The following is a 16,662-nucleotide window of genomic DNA, read 5'->3' as shown; positions in this document are numbered from 1 at the left end:
CACGGAGATAGCTGGTTCTCCCCGAAATAGCTTTAGGGCTAGCCTCAGGGTAAAGCCTGTGGAGGTAGAGCCACTGACTGGGCTAGGGGCCGAGAGGCTACCGAACCCTATCAAACTCCGAATGCCACAGGCAAGTACCTGGGAGTCAGACCACGAGTGATAAGATCCGTGGTCGAGAGGGGAACAGCCCAGACCCCCAGCTAAGGTCCCGAAGGGCATGTTAAGTGGGAAAGGAAGTGGGACTTCGAAGACAACCGGGATGTTGGCTTAGAAGCAGCCATACATTTAAAGAGTGCGTAACAGCTCACCGGTCGAGAGGTCCTGCGCCGAAAATGAACGGGGCTCAAACATGCCACCGAAGCTGGGGCTGCGCGTAAGCGCGGGGTAGGGGAGCGTACTGCGCGGGCAGAAGGCTGAGCGTAAGCGAGGCTGGACTGCGCAGTAGTGAGAATGCCGGCATGAGTAGCGAGAGCAAGGTGAGAAACCTTGCCGCCGGAAGCCTAAGGTTTCCTGGGGAAGGGTAATCCGCCCAGGGTAAGTCGGGGCCTAAGCCGAGGCCGGAAGGCGTAGGCGATGGGAAACCGGTTGATATTCCGGTACCACCGAGGGCCGCTTGAGGGAAGCGGGGACGCAGCGAGGTAGGCGGAGCGCGCGGTTGGTAGAGCGCGTCCAACCAGCCACCGAAGGGCACGTAGGCAAATCCGCGTGCTGGCAGGGGGCTGGGAAGGGGAGCCGCAAGGCGAAGCCGCCGAGGCAGCTGCCAAGAAAAGCCGCTACCGAGGCCTGAGGTGCCCGTACCGCAAACCGACACAGGTAGGCGAGGAGAGAATCCACAGGCGAGCGGGAGAACCCTCCTTAAGGAACTCGGCAAATTGACCCCGTAACTTCGGGAGAAGGGGTGCCTCCCTCAGGCTTAGAGTTTATTGCTCTAGGCTTGAGAAGGCCGCAGAGAAGAGGCCCAAGCGACTGTTTACCAAAAACACAGGTCTCTGCTAAGCCGAAAGGCGAAGTATAGGGGCTGACGCCTGCCCGGTGCTGGAAGGTTAAGGGGAAGGGTGAAAGCCCTGAACCGAAGCCCCAGTGAACGGCGGCCGTAACTATAACGGTCCTAAGGTAGCGAAATTCCTTGTCGGGTAAGTTCCGACCTGCACGAAAGGCGTAACGACTTGGGCGCTGTCTCGAGGAGGGGCCCGGCGAAGTTGTAGTGCTCGTGAAGATGCGAGCTACCCGCGATTGGACGGAAAGACCCCGTGGAGCTTTACTGTAGCCTGTCACTGGGTCCTGGTAGTTCCTGTACAGGATAGGTGGGAGACTGAGAAGGTGGCGCGCCAGCGTCACTGGAGTCGCCGGTGGGATACCACCCTGGGACTACTGGGGTCCTAACCTATAGCCGTTATCCGGCGTAGGGACAATGGCAGGTGGGCAGTTTGACTGGGGCGGTCGCCTCCTAAAAGGTAACGGAGGCGCCCAAAGGTCCCCTCAGCGCGGACGGAAATCGCGCGTCGAGTGCAAGGGCAGAAGGGGGCTTGACTGTGAGACCGACGGGTCGAGCAGGGACGAAAGTCGGGCCTAGTGATCCGACGGTAGCGAGTGGGAGTGCCGTCGCTCAACGGATAAAAGCTACCCCGGGGATAACAGGCTGATCTCCCCCAAGAGTCCACATCGACGGGGAGGTTTGGCACCTCGATGTCGGCTCATCGCATCCTGGGGCTGAAGAAGGTCCCAAGGGTTGGGCTGTTCGCCCATTAAAGCGGTACGTGAGCTGGGTTCAGAACGTCGTGAGACAGTTCGGTCCCTATCCGTCGCGGGCGCAGGAGACTTGAGGGGAGCTGCCCCTAGTACGAGAGGACCGGGGCGGACGAGCCGATGGTGTACCAGTTGCACCGCCAGGTGCACAGCTGGGTAGCCAAGCTCGTATGGGATAAACGCTGAAAGCATCTAAGCGTGAAGCCCACCCCAAGATAAGGTCTCCCACCTCGTAAGAGGGTAAGGCACCTCGAAGAAGACGAGGTAGATAGGCCGGGGGTGTAAGAGCGGAAACGCTCTTAGCTGACCGGTACTAATAAGCCGAGGACTTGACCCTGAAGGCTTTGTGCAGTTTTGAAGGTCCAGATTTCCGGTGGCGATAGGGGAGGGGAAACACCCGTTCCCATTCCGAACACGGAAGTTAAGCCCTCCAGCGCCGATGGTACTGCGTAAGCGGGAGAGTAGGACGCTGCCGGAAAGATTTTAAGAAAAGAGGTAATTTGGTGAAAGCCAAAGATAGTGTCAAGATACTGTAGGATTTTTTTAAGACAACCCCTGAAACTTAATTAATTCAGGGCTTCGTTTTATCATGTTCTTTATATAACTTGTGCATATTTTAATGCTCTTAAAACCCTATATATTGGCGTTACTTTCCCTATATTCAAAACCGTAATATTGTTTATTTTTTCATTTGTAGACGTTTTAACTCTCCTTACTGCCTCTTTTATTTGCTTCTCTGTTAATTTGTAACTTCCTGCATTTATATTCTTTTTCTTGCCCCACTCTACTTCTCTTAAGTCTCCTCCATTCTTGCTAAATACCCTTAATTTCGCCATTAACTTTAATCCTTCTCTGCTCCACCCTAATGGATTCCTGCTAAGTCTTGCAGAAAATACATGGCTTATATGCCCTTCTGCACTGCACCCTATTACATCTTCGTCTTCACTGTATATCTTTATCCCTTCCCAATTGTTTAGTATGTATCTCTTCGCTTCCTTTATCTTTTCTTTTTCTTTCTCTTCTTTTGCTATCTTTATTAACTCACCAAATATTTTCTTCACTCCTTCTTTATCCCCTTCATTTATTGCTCTCCATATCTTATCCCTATACTTTGGCTCTTTTGATGTTGCTTTTAATACGTATTTGTTTAAATGATATCTGTCTAACACAAACCTTGATTTTACTATCCATTCTAATCCCTCTTTTATCCATGGTGCTCCATCTCCTGCTATGTATATCTTCTCTATCTTCTCTTCCTTGTAATTTTCTTCTATGTAATTCGCTACATCTATCCATATGTCTTCTGCTTTCTCTCCTACGTATGCCTTGTAATACACATTCTTCAGTACGTTCCTTCCGTTTTTCTCTTCCCTACCTTCATGTATGTATATCAATCGCGGTGTTTCACTGCTGCCATCTTGTAAAGGTACATGGTCTTCATCTGCTTCTATGTATAAAACCCTTACTTCCTTCTTCTCTTTTATTTCTCTCTTCACCTCTACTTCTCCTATTTCCCTTATTGCGTTTAATACCGTCTGTTTACTTATTTTCTCTGGACATGCTTTCTCGCTACTTTTCTCGTATGATTCTTCTATCGCATTTTCTACTAACTTTATTTTTACTCCCTTTTCTATCCTCTCGTGCCGTCCTATCTCTAATGCATCATCCACTAAATATGTATATCTACCATCCTCCCTTGATTTGTAATATGTCCTCTCATATTCAATATCCCCAAGGACTGTCGTTAATCTCTTTTTATCTTTCCTCTCTACTACCCATTTTTCTTTCCTTCTCTTGTCTTCTTTTATTATCCTATCTAACTCCTCAATAATTGCTTCTATTGCCTCTCTACCTAGTTTGTCCGTAAGTTCTTTTATCCTTGCTACAAGCTCTGTAATATTCATTCCATTCTTTAATAAATCCTCAAAAACATTCATCATTTCCCTAGTGAAATTTAGAGCATTTTGTAGTATAATATCCTCAAAAATATGTTTTTTCACAAGAGACACCCCTTTCGTGTTTTTTGTTTTCCACAATCTATTTTATCACAGGGGTTGTCTCTTGTTTTTTCACTTTAAAAATCCTACGATAATTTTACACTATGAAAGCCAAATTACCTCTTTTCTTTTTATGGTATAATTATAGAGTGACATCCGAGCAAATTTCCTGGGAAATAATAACTTTAAAGGAAGGATAGAGGGAAATGAGAGCATTTATTGGAATAGGGATGCAAACAGAAATAATAGAGAAAATCTACGAATTTCAGTCTATGCTTAGAGAATACACTGTAGAAGGAAAGTGGACTAATAAAGAAAATTTTCACATTACATTGAAATTTTTGGGAGAAATACAACCAGAGATTGTCCCTCAAATAGAAGAAGCAGTAAAAAAAGCAACAAAAGGAATAAAGCCTTTCTATCTCCGTTTTTCAGAAGTGGGTTTTTTTAAAGGAAACAAAAATATCAGGGTTTTATGGTTAGGAACTGAGGAAAGTAAACCTTTAAATGTTTTGCATGCTAATATAGAAGATGAGCTTTACAAGATTGGTTTTCCCAAAGAAGAAAGAAAATTCACTTCTCACATTACCATAGCGAGAGATATTAAGCTAAAAATTGGAATTGAAGAGGCAAATAAGCTTTTCAGCCAAATAGAAAAAAAGGATATCCCTGTAAAGGAGATATCTCTTTATGAAAGCGCTGTTATTGAGGGCAAAAGAAAATACATACCAGTTTTCACTGTGCCCCTTAAATGAGCTCACTCAGGATTTACGTAGATGGTTTTGTGGTTAGTGTAAATTACAAACCCCGGTTTTGAACCTGGGGGTTTTTTTACATACTTTTTTAAGGTATAATCCACTGGAACATTGGAAGAGTATTTTGCTTTGCTGTATTTTGCTGCTAATTTTGCTGCTTCAATTAGAGTATTCTCAGGGACTTCTCTATTGTTAGTCTTTATCAGTACATGTGCTCCTGGGATGTCTTTTGTGTGAAGCCATATGTCGTTTGGATTGGCCAACTTTAAGGTTAAATAATCATTTTGTCTATTGTTTTTACCTACATATATGTCAAAACCTTCAGAGGATACTATATGAAGTGGCTGAGAAAGAGAATGAGATGCTACTTTTTTCTTTTGATGTTTGTGTATATATCCTTCTTCTATCAGTTCATTTTTTATTTCCTCTAACTCCTCAAGAGTTGTAGAATTTTCTATGTTAATGAGCTGCCCCTCTAAGTAGTTTATCTCTTCTAATGTCTCAGAAATTTGTTTTTTAATTGTGTTAAAAGCGTTTTTCAGTTTGTTGTACTTTTTGTAGTACATTTGAGCATTTTGAGAAGGAGAAAGCCTTTTGTCCAGCGGGATTTCTATTTCTTCACCAGTGTAATAATTAATAGTTCCAAATTTCTCTAATCCTTTCTTGATGGAATGCAGGTTTACAGTAAGAAGCTCACCGTATAATTTGTAAATTTCTGCCTTATCCGCTTCAGCTAATTCTTCCTGCAACTTATTTAATTTGACATAAAGCTTTTCCAGAATATTTTGTACAATTTTTTTCAGGTCAGAGGATTTCATTTGAAAATTTGCCGATTTTATTTTTTCAAAGAAAAACTTATCAGCAGCTTCATTTACTGTGTCAAATAGAAGTCTTTTCTTGTACTGAGTGAGTTCAATACAAGAAAAATCAGCTACTTTGTCTTCTAAAAAAACGACACAGGGCTTAACTTCTAAATTATAGACTTTTTCATATATATCTCTTACTTTCTGATAAATTTGTTCAATTTTTTCTTCTCCCAAAGTTTCTACAAATGAATCTGAAATACTGCACTGAAAAGAAACTTCACTACTTAGCGTGGTGCTGAAGCCCTGCAATATTTCCACTAAAGCCTTTTCTATTTTCTTTGTTTTTTGACGCAACAAGGCTTCTTTAAAAGATTCATAAGTGAGGTCTTTTAAACTCAATTTTTGCTGCAAGGGAGGATAGGTGTATTTTTTGCCGGGCAACACTTCTCTTACCTTGCTCATATCGGGATAAACCCTTTTTATGCTGTCAAGGATTGTTTGGCTTGCCTTATCTATTAGTATCACATTGCTATGCCTTCCCATTATTTCAACGACTAGCGTTTTGATCGCTTGGTTTTGAAGTTCATCTTTTGTTTCTATATCAATTTCTACTATTCTATCAAATTCCACTTGCCTTATTTCCGCTATTCTTCCGTTTTGGAGGTGTTTTCTTAAAAGCATACAAAACATAGGAGGTTCTAGGGGGTTTTCTCTATCTTCTTTTGTAAGGTGAATTCTAGGGTAATTGGCATTGGCAGATAATAGGAGTTTATAGTTTTTGCCTTTTGACCGGATTGTAAAAATCAAGTCTTCTTTTTCAGGCTGATAGATTTTTTCAATTCTGCCTCCCTCAATTTCCTTTTTGAGCTCTTTTACTATTGCATGTAAAGTTACTCCATCAAATGCCATAGGCATACCTCCAGTTTTTCGTCTACACTTAGAGTATAACTTACAAAAAGAAATTGTACAATATTGACTTTAATTGTAACAGCTGTTACAATTAAAATAAATGAAAAGCGGGAGGCTTTTGCGATGAAATGGCTTCTCTTTGTATATAAAGTGCCTAGTGATTCTTCTACTGCTAGAGTCACTATATGGAGAAAAGTAAAAAGAATCGGCGCTTTGTATTTGCAGCAGTCTGTTTGCATTGTGCCTTATATGGAAAAGTTTTTAAAAGAAGTAGAGGATTTAAAAAAAGAGGTAAAAGGATTTGGTGGTGATTTTAAATCCTTTGAAGTGGTAGCCCTTGAGGAGGAAGTTGAAAAGGATTTAATTGAACAGTTTAACAGGCAGAGGAGGGAGGAATACAGCGAAGTAATTGAGCAGTGCGAGGAGTTTTTCAAAGAAATCGAAAAAGAGGTAAGCAGAAAGAACTTCACTTTTGCAGAATTAGAAGAAAATGAAGATGAACTCAGTAAGCTTTACAGGTGGTTTAAAAAAGTAGCAGAAAGAGATGTTTTCAATTGTGAAATGAGAGTAAAAGCAGAAGAGCTTTTAAAAAAGGCAAGTGAGGAGTTCGAAAAGTTTTCTGCAATGGTATATGAAAAGAACAAAGAAGAGGAGGAATTTTAATGTTTAATGTGATAATCCTTGGACTGACAAGCCTTTTAACGGATATTTCTACAGAGATGGTGTATCCGTTGATTCCTCTTTATTTGACCTCAAAACTTGGAGCAAGTCCTGCTATAGTGGGTTTTATAGAAGGGGTTGCAGAAAGCGTCGCCAGTCTTCTCAAAGTGTTTTCGGGGTACATATCTGACAGGGTAGGAAAAAGAAAGCCTCTTGCTATAATGGGCTACTCTTTTTCTACTGTTGGAAAAGCTTTTTTGTATTTTGCTTCTTCTTGGGGATGGGTGTTTTGGGGAAGGACTTTAGACAGGTTTGGTAAAGGAATAAGAACTGCCCCAAGGGATGCGTTGATCGCAGAGACTGTGGATAACAAAAATATAGGGAGAGCTTATGGCCTTCACAGGGCACTGGACACTCTAGGAGCTACCATAGGGATTATACTAGCGTACTATTTTATTACCACCTACAAAGGAGATTATAAATTGGTATTCTTATTGTCTATTATTCCTGCTCTTTTAGGAGTTATGGTTTTATTCTTTGCAAGAGAGAGTTCAAAAAGGAAAGAAACTTCAAAGAGGATATCCTTTTCGTGGGGAGTTTTAGATAAGAGGTTACAACTTTTTCTTATAGTGATATTTATCTTTGCTTTAGGGAATTCTTCAAATCAGTTTTTGCTCTTGAGGGCTAAAAATGTAGGGTTTAACGATGCTGATGTGATTCTTTTGTATCTTCTGTATAATGTAGTTTACATGGTTTTTTCCTACCCTGCGGGGAGGCTTTCGGATAGGATAGGCAGAAAAAAACTTCTTATACTCGGATATTTATTTTACGGTTTGGTATACCTAGGATTTGGATGGTTTGGGTTTAAATCTGCCATGTGGTGGTTGTTTTCTGTCTACGGGCTCTATATGGCCTTAACAGAAGGAGTTGAAAAAGCTCTGGTGGCAGAAATTTCTCCAGATCATTTGAGGGGAACTGTAATAGGGCTTCATGCCACTTTAACAGGTATTGGCCTTTTGCCTGCATCTTTTATCGCGGGATTACTGTGGGATACCTTTGGAGCCAGTGCACCTTTCTATTTCGGCGGAATTTTAGGAATTTTGGCTTCTATCGGTCTTTTAATTGTTTTATGACCGCTTTCCTCAATTTTTCTTAAAATATCTAACCAAATTGACCTTTTTTATGTTATAATATCTTTGAAGATTAGAAGGAGTGGTATTAAAGTGAGATTTACTAAAATGCACGGTTTGGGCAATGACTTCATAGTGATTGAAGCAGTAGAGGGGGTTGATTACAGCGAACTAGCTGTTAAACTCTGTGACAGGCACTTTGGCATAGGGGCAGATGGGCTTTTAGTGGTGGAGCCTTCACATATTGCTGATATCAAAATGAGGATTTTTAATGCGGATGGAAGCGAAGCTGAAATGTGCGGAAATGGTTCTAGATGTTTTGCGAAGTACGTCTACGAGAAAGGCATAGTCTCTAAACAGAAGATGACTGTAGAAACTCTGGCAGGCGTAATAATGCCAGAACTGTTTGTAGAAAATGGCAAAATAAAGAGTGTGAAAGTCTACATGGGAAGTCCTATTTTTGAAAGCAGTAAAATACCCGTAAAGAGCGAAAAACAGAAATTCATAGATGAGCCAGTTAAGATAGATGGCAAAACCTATAGATTGTCATCTGTCAGAGTAGGAGTGCCTCACACAATTTTGTTTGTCAGCTCTTTTGAGGAAAGTTTTATGAAAGAGCTGGGACCCAAAATTGAAAAAAGCTCCCTTTTCCCCGAGGGGACGAATGTGGACTTTGTCAAGGTAGAGGATGAGGAAAATATATCTGTAAGGACTTGGGAGAGGGGAGTAGGGCTCACTCTGGCGTGTGGAAGCGGGGCTTCGGCTTCTGCTGTTGTCTCATCTTTATTAGGAAGGACAAGAAGAAGTGTAAATGTGCATTTTAAGGCAGGAGTGCTGCTTGTTGAATGGAAAGAGGACAACAGCATCTATTTAAGCGGAGAAGTAGAAGAAGTCTTCAGGGGAGAAATTGAAATTTGAGTTTTACGTTGTTTGAAATTTGACTATAATAAGAAAAAGGTGGTTTTGATGATAAAGAGCATGACGGGGTATGGACGAAGCGACATTCGAGATAGAGGATATGAAATTTCAGTCGAGATAAGGTCATTAAACCACAGGTTTTTAGACGTAAACATAAAGCTTAATAGACTGTTGAGCGGTTTGGAGGAAAGAGTGAGAGAGTTTGTATCAGAAAAGATAAAAAGGGGGAGGGTAGATTTAAGTATAAGTTTTGACGTATACGATAAGACTTTAAGCTTTATAAAAATTGACGAGCCATTATTAGAAGAATATTTAAAGACTTTTTCTGAAGTAAAAGCAAAATTTGATTTGGAAGGTTCTATAACTGTAAGCGATTTGATTGACCTTCCAGAGGTAATAAAATTAGAAAATGAAGAAGTTAATTTGGAGGAAGTCTGGGAAATTTTAAGGATTGCTTTAGATGATGCTATAGGTAAACTGATTGACATGAGGTTAAAAGAAGGTATAAAATTATACGATGATGTGACGAAGAGGATAGAAAAAGTCTCAGAAATTGTAGGTGAAATAGAAGGTTTAAGTCTGGTGATGGTGGAAGACTACAGAAAAAAGCTTGAACAGAGGATAAAGGAGTTGGGAGTGGAGGTGGACCCAGTAAGAATCTCTATGGAAGTGGCGTTAATTGCCGATAAGTCCTGTATTGCGGAAGAGATTACGAGGTTGAAAAGCCATATTAGTCAGTTTAGGTCATCCCTTAATGAGGAGGGACCTATCGGTAAAAAATTAGATTTTATACTGCAGGAGATGAACAGGGAAGCTAACACAATAGCTTCCAAGGCAATAGACTACAGGATTTCCAGCAAAGTTATCGATTTGAAAGATGAGATTGAAAAAATTAGAGAACAAGTTCAAAATATAGAGTAGGGAGGAAGGAGTATGTCGATTAAATTGATAAATATAGGATTTGGCAACATAATATCGGCTAACCGATTAGTAGCAATTGTAAGCCCAGAATCTGCTCCTATAAAGAGAATAATACAGGAGGCAAAAAATAGGGGAATGTTAATCGATGCTACATACGGAAGAAGGACCAGGCAGTCATTATAACCGACAGCGACCACATTATCCTTTCAGCAGTTCAGCCAGAGACTGTTGCAAATAGGCTGACTTCTAAGGAAATTATAGAAGACGAGTTTGAAGAAGAAGAGGAAGAAGAAGAGGGAGAAGAGTAGGGGGAATTGAATTTGTCAATAAAAAAGCAAGGGCTTTTAATAGTAATATCTGGTCCTTCTGGGGCAGGAAAAGGCACCATCTGCAAAGCCTTAATAGAAAAAGAAAAAGATTTAAAATTGAGCATATCTGCTACTACGCGTCAGCCGCGGGCAGGAGAAGTTGATGGTAAAAACTACTTTTTCAAGTCAGAAGAAGAGTTCAAAAGGATGATTGAAGAGGACGCCTTTTTGGAATGGGCAAAAGTTTATGACCATTACTACGGCACTCCGAAAGAATTTGTTTTAAAGAATTTAGAAGAAGGAAATGATGTTGTTTTAGAAATTGACATTCAAGGGGCGCTTAAGGTAAAGGAAAAATTTCCTGAAGGAGTCTTTATCTTCATTCTCCCTCCTTCTATGGAAGAATTGAGGAACAGGATAAAGAAAAGAGGCACTGAAAGTGAAGAGGAAATAATAAAGAGATTTAAAAGTGCCTATGAAGAACTTAATTACGTGTCCAAGTACAATTATGTAGTGATAAATGACGATGTGGATAGAGCAGTAGAAAAAATTCGTGCTATAATTATAGCGGAGAAGTGCCGTGTGGACAGAAATAAAGACCTGTACCTAAAGATAAGGGAGGAATCCGTATGATTTTGTATCCGTCCATTGTGGATTTAATGGAAAAAGTGGATAGCAAGTACACTTTGTGCGCTCTGGTTGCAAAAAGGGCAAGGCAGCTGGTGGCCGGGGACAAGAAGCTGGTAGATATAGACTCTGATAAACCTGTCACAATTGCTACGGAGGAAGTGTACAGGGGACTCATCACTTATGAAAGACCTCAAAAGTATGGAATAAAATAGAGGTGTTATGATGAATAACAAGAAAAATGTGGTGCTAGGTGTTACAGGAGGTATAGCAGCATATAAAGCTGCGGACCTCACCTCGAGGCTTGTAAAAAAGGATATAAATGTAGATGTCATTATGACTAAAGAAGCTACAAATTTTATAAATCCTTTGACTTTTGAAGCCTTAACCCACAATAAAGTAACTGTAGATATGTTTACAGATAGGAAGTATTGGGAGATTGAGCATATCTCTCTTGCAGAAAAAGCGGACCTTTTCGCTATAGTTCCAGCAACTGCTAATATAATTGCAAAGATTGCTCATGGAATTGCAGATGACATGCTGACCACCACTTTACTTGCAACAAAAAGCCCAGTTCTAATTGCTCCGGCTATGAATACCAACATGTACACAAATCCTTTAACTCAAAGGAATATTAAGACTTTAAAAGAGATCGGGTTTATTTTTGTTGAACCAGCAGCAGGCAGACTTGCCTGTGGGACATACGGGGCAGGGAAACTGGCTGATGTGGAAGAAATTGAAAAAGCCATACTAGACCTTTTGTACAGAGAAAAAGAGAAAGACTTTGAAGGTAAGAAAGTTTTGATAACAGCGGGTCCTACGAGAGAGCCCCTCGATCCGGTTAGATACATTACAAACCGCTCCTCGGGGAAAATGGGGTATGAGATTGCCAAGGCTTTTGTGGAAAGAGGAGCTCGTGTAGTGCTCGTGTCTGGACCTACTCACATAGATATTCCTAAGGGAGTTACATTTATTCCTGTTGAAACAGCTGCTGATATGTACAACGCTGTGATGATGCACCTTGAGGAAGCTGACATAATAGTTGGAGCAGCTGCTGTTGCTGACTATAGGCCTAAAGAGGTAAAAAAGGAAAAAATAAAAAAAGATGAAGAAACTATGGTGATTGAGCTTGTAAAAAATCCAGACATAATGTATGAAGTAGGACAAAAGAAGGGAAATAAAATTTCAGTCGGCTTTGCAGCTGAAACTGAAAATCTGATAGACTATGCTAAGAAGAAGTTAAAAGAGAAAAATATGGATTTAATAGTGGCAAATGACGTTTCTCAAGAAGGAGCAGGCTTTGAAGTGGACACGAACATAATAAAAGTTATCAACAAAGACCTTGAAGTGAAGGAGTATCCGATGATGACGAAAAGGGAAGCAGCTCATGTCATTTTAGATGAGATAGCAAAGTTGTTGTGAGCCTTTTTCGGCTTTTTTTATTTATCTAAAATTTTATCGGGCGGAGGTTGCCATGTTCGCCGAAGTCATAGTGGAAATAAAAGCTTCGAATACTGACAGGCTTTATACTTACAAAGTGCCAGAAGGAATGGACCTTGAAGTAGGTATGAGGGTTTTAGTGCCTTTCAAAAATAGGCTTGTTGAGGGCTATGTGGTAAGCCTTACGGATAAGCCTTCTTATTCGCTAGAAAAGATAAAGAGCGTGTACAAAATTTTAGATAAATATCCTATTTTTAACGAGAAAATGATAAAGTTGGCAAAATGGATGAGAGATTATTATAAATGCTATTTTTCTGAAGTTTTTCAGACGATAATGCCGGCAGGAATAGACAGAGGAGAAAAAAAGGTAAAGCTGGTCAGATTGAAGATAGAAGATGTTTTTGAGGAGGATTTTAAAAAGGCTCCAAGGCAGTATGAAGTCTTGCGGTATCTTAAAAAGAGAAGTCCTATAAAGCTTTCCGAACTTGTAAAGATATTAAATACGGATTATGGTACTATAAGGGCTCTTGAGAAAAAGGGTTATATAGAGGTTTATGAAGAGGAAATATCGAGATTTCAGGTGAGAGATGTAGAAAAGACCTTTCCTCCAATTTTGACAGAAGAACAGAAAAGAGCAGTTGAGGAGGTAAAAAAATCTATTTTCTCAGGACAGCCTGATGCATACTTGCTTTTTGGAGTTACTGGCAGTGGAAAGACAGAGGTTTACTTAAAGCTCATAGAAGAAACTGTGAAGATAGGAAAGAGCGCAATAGTCCTTGTGCCAGAAATAGCTTTAACGCCTCAGACAATTGAGAGGTTTGTAAGCCGCTTTGGCAATAGAGTTGCTGTGATTCACAGCGGGCTTTCTCCGGGAGAAAGGTTTGATGAATGGCGAAAAGTAAAAAATAAAGAAGTGGACGTAGTAGTAGGGGTAAGGAGTGCAGTTTTTGCGCCTTTTGACAACCTTGGACTTATAATTATTGATGAGGAACATGAAGCTACTTACAAGCAGTCAGATACAAGGCCCCGGTACAACGCAAAAGAAGTAGCAGAAAAGAGATGTGAAATAGAAAAAGCTGTATTGGTCATGGCAAGCGCTACTCCTTCTTTGGAAACCTATTACAAAGCCATAAAGGGCGATTACAAGCTTTTGAAGCTTACCAGAAGAATAAAAGCCTCTATGCCTGAGATAGAAGTTGTCAATATGAGCGATGAGTTAGCAAAAGGCAACAATTCTATCTTTAGCAGAAAGTTGTTTTCCTATATCAAAGAAAATTTGAAAAAAGGTGAGCAGACAATTTTGTTTTTAAACAGAAGAGGGTATTCCTCTTTTGTGGCTTGCAGAGACTGCGGTTACGTTCCAAAATGCCCTAACTGCGACATATCTTTGACATATCACTTTGAGGATAAGAAACTGGTGTGTCATTACTGCGGCTATGAGGAGCCTATGAGGGAGACATGTCCTAAGTGCGGTAGCAAAAGGATACGGTATATGGGTATCGGCACGGAAAGGGTAGAGATGGATATAAAGAAATTCTTTCCAGAAGCTAGAGTTTTAAGGATGGATGTAGATACTACCAGGAGAAAGGGGTCCCATGAGAAGATATTTTACGAGTTTAAAAATGGGAAAGCAGATATTTTGATAGGGACACAGATGATATCAAAAGGATTTGACATACCTAATGTGACTTTAGTAGGAGTGATACTCGCTGATATAACATTGAACTTGCCAGATTTTAGGTCTAGTGAGAGGACTTTTCAACTGCTAACGCAGGTGGCAGGAAGAGCAGGAAGGGGAGAAAAGCCCGGAAGAGTGGTGATACAGACATATGAGGATAATCATTACAGCATCCTCACGGCAAAAGAACAGGACTATGTAAAATTTTTCAGGGAAGAGATAAAATATAGAGAAATTTTTAAGTACCCTCCTTTTGCACACCTTATGAATATTGTAGTATCAGGGGAAGACGAAGAAAAAGTGAAAAATGCCTCTGCAAACACATATTTAGCATGTCAGAAAGTTATTAACAAACTGCAAGTTAAGAGTTATAATAAAATACTAGGGCCTGCCCCTGCTCCTATAAGCAAGATTAACAACCGATACAGGTGGCAGGTGATTGTTAAAAGTGAGGAGAGAGAGGTGCTAGAAGAAATTGCAGAGTATGTCCAGAATATGAAATATCCAAAAGACATAAGGGTTGCTGTAGACATTGACCCACTTAATATAATGTAATTTAAATTTAAGGAGGTATTTGTTTTGGCAATAAGGTATATTAGAAAAATTGGGGACCCCGTGCTCAGGAAAAAAGCTAAACCCGTTACTGAAATAAATTCTCACATCATTACTATTTTAGAAGATATGGCTGAGACCATGTATTTAAACGATGGGGTGGGCTTGGCAGCCAACCAGGTGGGGATTTTGAGAAGACTAGTCGTGATAGATGTGGGAGAAGGGCTTTTGGAGCTTATAAATCCTGAAATTGTGTACGAAGAGGGAGAGCAGATCGGCCCTGAAGGATGTCTTAGCATTCCCGGAGTATTTGGGGAGGTAAAAAGGCCTCAAAAGGTTAAAGTAAGGTATTTAGATAGAGAAGGAAATGTAAAAGAGATAGTAGGAGAAGACCTTCTGGCAAGGGCTTTATGCCACGAAATAGACCACCTAGAAGGCGTGCTATTTGTTGACAAAGTGATAAGATTCCTAGACAAAGAAGAGTTAGAAGGGGTCAAGGAGGTATGAGGTATTGAGGATTGTGTTCATGGGGACGCCAGAATTTGCCGTCCCCTCTTTAAAAAGGCTTTTTGAAGAAGGTTATGATGTTCTGGCTGTGGTGACTCAGCCGGACAAACAAAGAGGAAGAGGCATGAAAGTGAGTTTTTCTCCTGTAAAGGAATTAGCACTTCAAAAAGGAGTGAAAGTGCTCCAACCTGAAAGCGTAAAAAATAATCCCGAGTTTTTGCAGGAATTAAAGGAATTAAATCCAGAGGTTATTGTAGTAGCGGCTTATGGAAAAATTTTGCCTGAGGAGATTTTGACACTTCCTGAATACGGATGTATAAACGTCCATGCATCGCTTTTGCCCAAGTACAGAGGAGCTGCTCCTATAAACTGGGCGATAATAAACGGAGAAAAAGAAACAGGAATTACCACTATGCTGATGGACAAAGGATTGGACACCGGAGACATGCTTTTAAAAAGGTCTATTGCCATTGAAGAGGATGATGATGCACAAACTTTACACGACAAGCTGGCCAATTTGGGGGCAGAAGTTTTGAGTGAGACCCTAAAGAAGCTAAAAGAAGGGAAGTTGATTCCTGAAAAGCAAAAGGACGAAGAGGCAACTTACGCTCCGATTATAACTAAAGAGATGGGACACATTGACTGGAAGAGCCCTGCTTGTAGGATTCGGAATTTGATAAGAGGGTTAAAACCTTGGCCTGGCTGCTATACTTTTTACGATGGCAAGATGCTAAAAATCTGGAAGGCAGAAGTAGTAGAACATTTTGGGAATGAGCCTCCGGGAAGTGTGTTGAAGTCAAAAGATGAGCTTATTGTAAAGTGCGGGGAAAATGCTCTTAGAATCTTGGAAATCCAGCAAGAAGGTTCGAGAAAAATGGGTATTAGAGAGTATTTAATAGGTCACAATATACCAGAAGGGACAATTTTAAAATAAAAAAGAGGAGAATTTTTCTTGAAGGGGAAGAAGAGGGTTTTTCTGGGGATTTTAAGCTTTAGCTTTGTTTTTTTCGCGGTGTTGCTAATAGCTTTTGTTTACTCTTTAAACAGCGGAAAAACAGAGTTTTACAGATATTTTATGATTGCCACAGCCTTTTTTCTTCTCACTGTTACAGTTTTGGTAGGAATAGCACTAGCCGTGTCCTTCTATGTAATATTAAGCCGTAGAAGTAGTAAATCGGCAATTTCTTTTATATCGAGCTTTGTGGACCTTTTTTATCCGATCGTACTGTTTGCCTCAAGAGTGTTGAGAATTAAGGAAGAAAAAATAGAGCAGTCCTACATAGCTATAAAGGACTTCTTCTTCAATAAGGATTTAAAAAGATACGAGCCAAAAGATATTCTCATATTAGCTCCTCACTGCATACAGTACAGCGGCTGTAAATTCAAAGTCACGTACGATATAGATAACTGCAGGAAGTGCGGAAAATGTCAGATAAATGACCTGGTAAATTTGAAAGAAAAATACGGGATTAATGTGGCTGTGGCTACAGGCGGGACTTTGGCGAGAAAGATAGTGAAGGATTTAAGGCCCAAAGTGATAATAGCTATTGCCTGTGAAAGGGACCTTACAAGCGGGATGCAGGATGTAAAACACATCCCTGTCTATGGTATAATAAATGATAGACCGAACGGTCCCTGTTTTAACACAAGAGTAGATGTTTCTGAGGTTGAGAATATGGTCAAAAAATTGTTGAATGGGGGTTGATAT

General features: G+C 40.4%; 14 protein-coding genes, 2 rRNA genes and 1 pseudogene (1 of these 17 running past the window's edge). 15 read left to right on the top strand and 2 right to left on the bottom strand.

Annotated elements, in window-relative coordinates:
- A 23S ribosomal RNA gene (locus TTE_RS07275) occupies positions 1-2,083 on the top strand (it extends 836 nt beyond the left edge of the window).
- Positions 2,084-2,115: 32 nt separating this feature from the next.
- A 5S ribosomal RNA gene (rrf, locus tag TTE_RS07270) occupies positions 2,116-2,224 on the top strand.
- Between the two features lie 118 nt (positions 2,225-2,342).
- Here rrf and TTE_RS07265 read toward each other — a convergent pair.
- Positions 2,343-3,746 (bottom strand): ISLre2-like element ISTte3 family transposase, encoded by a 1,404-nt coding sequence (locus TTE_RS07265; protein WP_011024560.1) that lies wholly within the window; start codon positions 3,744-3,746, stop codon positions 2,343-2,345.
- 203 nt (positions 3,747-3,949) lie between these two features.
- On the opposite strand from TTE_RS07265, the gene thpR reads away from it, so the two are divergent.
- A complete protein-coding gene (gene thpR / locus TTE_RS07260) occupies positions 3,950-4,498 on the top strand; it encodes an RNA 2',3'-cyclic phosphodiesterase (protein WP_011025774.1) in 549 nt (182 codons plus the stop codon).
- A 2-nt stretch (positions 4,499-4,500) separates the two neighbouring features.
- Here thpR and TTE_RS07255 read toward each other — a convergent pair whose 3' ends face one another.
- Positions 4,501-6,213 carry an Rqc2 family fibronectin-binding protein gene (locus tag TTE_RS07255; protein ID WP_011025773.1) on the bottom strand — a complete coding sequence of 571 codons (1,713 nt, stop codon included), beginning with the start codon at positions 6,211-6,213 and terminating at the stop codon, positions 4,501-4,503.
- Between the two features lie 123 nt (positions 6,214-6,336).
- On the opposite strand from TTE_RS07255, the gene TTE_RS07250 reads away from it, so the two are divergent.
- The 12 genes and pseudogenes from TTE_RS07250 to TTE_RS07195 all read left to right on the top strand — a co-directional run bounded on the left by TTE_RS07250 (position 6,337) and on the right by TTE_RS07195 (position 16,659).
- Positions 6,337-6,876, top strand: a complete 540-nt coding sequence (locus TTE_RS07250) for a Chromate resistance protein ChrB (protein WP_011025772.1) — start codon at positions 6,337-6,339, stop codon at positions 6,874-6,876.
- The gene (locus TTE_RS07245) at positions 6,876-8,006 is read left to right on the top strand and encodes an MFS transporter (RefSeq protein ID WP_011025771.1); all 1,131 of its coding nucleotides are present in this window, start codon (positions 6,876-6,878) and stop codon (positions 8,004-8,006) included. Before TTE_RS07250 ends, TTE_RS07245 begins: the two co-directional genes overlap by 1 nt.
- 90 nt (positions 8,007-8,096) lie before the next feature.
- Positions 8,097-8,921: a diaminopimelate epimerase gene (gene dapF / locus TTE_RS07240; protein ID WP_011025770.1), complete on the top strand. Its 825-nt coding sequence runs from the start codon at positions 8,097-8,099 to the stop codon at positions 8,919-8,921.
- 48 nt (positions 8,922-8,969) lie between these two features.
- On the top strand, positions 8,970-9,842 hold the full coding sequence (locus tag TTE_RS07235) for a YicC/YloC family endoribonuclease (protein ID WP_011025769.1): 873 nt from the start codon (positions 8,970-8,972) through the stop codon (positions 9,840-9,842).
- Between the two features lie 12 nt (positions 9,843-9,854).
- Positions 9,855-10,150: pseudogene (gene remA / locus TTE_RS07230) on the top strand (extracellular matrix/biofilm regulator RemA).
- Between the two features lie 12 nt (positions 10,151-10,162).
- Positions 10,163-10,783, top strand: a complete 621-nt coding sequence (gmk, locus tag TTE_RS07225) for a guanylate kinase (RefSeq protein ID WP_011025768.1) — start codon at positions 10,163-10,165, stop codon at positions 10,781-10,783.
- Positions 10,780-10,992, top strand: a complete 213-nt coding sequence (rpoZ, locus tag TTE_RS07220; protein ID WP_011025767.1) for a DNA-directed RNA polymerase subunit omega — start codon at positions 10,780-10,782, stop codon at positions 10,990-10,992. Before gmk ends, rpoZ begins: the two co-directional genes overlap by 4 nt.
- Before the next feature lie 7 nt (positions 10,993-10,999).
- Positions 11,000-12,199, top strand: coding sequence for a bifunctional phosphopantothenoylcysteine decarboxylase/phosphopantothenate--cysteine ligase CoaBC (coaBC, locus tag TTE_RS07215; RefSeq protein ID WP_041587166.1), 1,200 nt, complete (start codon positions 11,000-11,002; stop codon positions 12,197-12,199).
- Positions 12,200-12,251: 52 nt separating this feature from the next.
- Positions 12,252-14,450 carry a primosomal protein N' gene (priA, locus tag TTE_RS07210; RefSeq protein WP_011025765.1) on the top strand — a complete coding sequence of 733 codons (2,199 nt, stop codon included), beginning with the start codon at positions 12,252-12,254 and terminating at the stop codon, positions 14,448-14,450.
- A gap of 24 nt (positions 14,451-14,474) precedes the next feature.
- On the top strand, positions 14,475-14,954 hold the full coding sequence (def, locus tag TTE_RS07205; protein WP_011025764.1) for a peptide deformylase: 480 nt from the start codon (positions 14,475-14,477) through the stop codon (positions 14,952-14,954).
- A gap of 4 nt (positions 14,955-14,958) precedes the next feature.
- A complete protein-coding gene (fmt, locus tag TTE_RS07200) occupies positions 14,959-15,888 on the top strand; it encodes a methionyl-tRNA formyltransferase (protein WP_011025763.1) in 930 nt (309 codons plus the stop codon).
- Between the two features lie 18 nt (positions 15,889-15,906).
- Positions 15,907-16,659 carry a DUF116 domain-containing protein gene (locus TTE_RS07195; protein WP_009611134.1) on the top strand — a complete coding sequence of 251 codons (753 nt, stop codon included), beginning with the start codon at positions 15,907-15,909 and terminating at the stop codon, positions 16,657-16,659.
- Positions 16,660-16,662: the final 3 nt, after the last annotated feature.

This window comes from Caldanaerobacter subterraneus subsp. tengcongensis MB4, from assembly GCF_000007085.1.
GTDB classification, from domain to species: domain Bacteria; phylum Bacillota; class Thermoanaerobacteria; order Thermoanaerobacterales; family Thermoanaerobacteraceae; genus Thermoanaerobacter; species Thermoanaerobacter subterraneus.
The sequence above is the reverse complement of the archived record's forward strand: the minus strand, read 5'-3'. Positions and strand labels throughout refer to the sequence as shown.

Excerpts from the sequence above, each read along its gene's own strand:
- thpR (WP_011025774.1), top strand. The coding sequence starts at position 3,950 with ATGAGAGCATTTATTGGAATAGGGATGCAAACAGAAATAATAGAGAAA.
- TTE_RS07255 (WP_011025773.1), bottom strand. The coding sequence starts at position 6,213 with ATGGCATTTGATGGAGTAACTTTACATGCAATAGTAAAAGAGCTCAAA.
- TTE_RS07250 (WP_011025772.1), top strand. The coding sequence starts at position 6,337 with ATGAAATGGCTTCTCTTTGTATATAAAGTGCCTAGTGATTCTTCTACT.
- TTE_RS07245 (WP_011025771.1), top strand. The coding sequence starts at position 6,876 with ATGTTTAATGTGATAATCCTTGGACTGACAAGCCTTTTAACGGATATT.
- TTE_RS07235 (WP_011025769.1), top strand. The coding sequence starts at position 8,970 with ATGATAAAGAGCATGACGGGGTATGGACGAAGCGACATTCGAGATAGA.
- rpoZ (WP_011025767.1), top strand. The coding sequence starts at position 10,780 with ATGATTTTGTATCCGTCCATTGTGGATTTAATGGAAAAAGTGGATAGC.
- coaBC (WP_041587166.1), top strand. The coding sequence starts at position 11,000 with ATGATGAATAACAAGAAAAATGTGGTGCTAGGTGTTACAGGAGGTATA.
- priA (WP_011025765.1), top strand. The coding sequence starts at position 12,252 with ATGTTCGCCGAAGTCATAGTGGAAATAAAAGCTTCGAATACTGACAGG.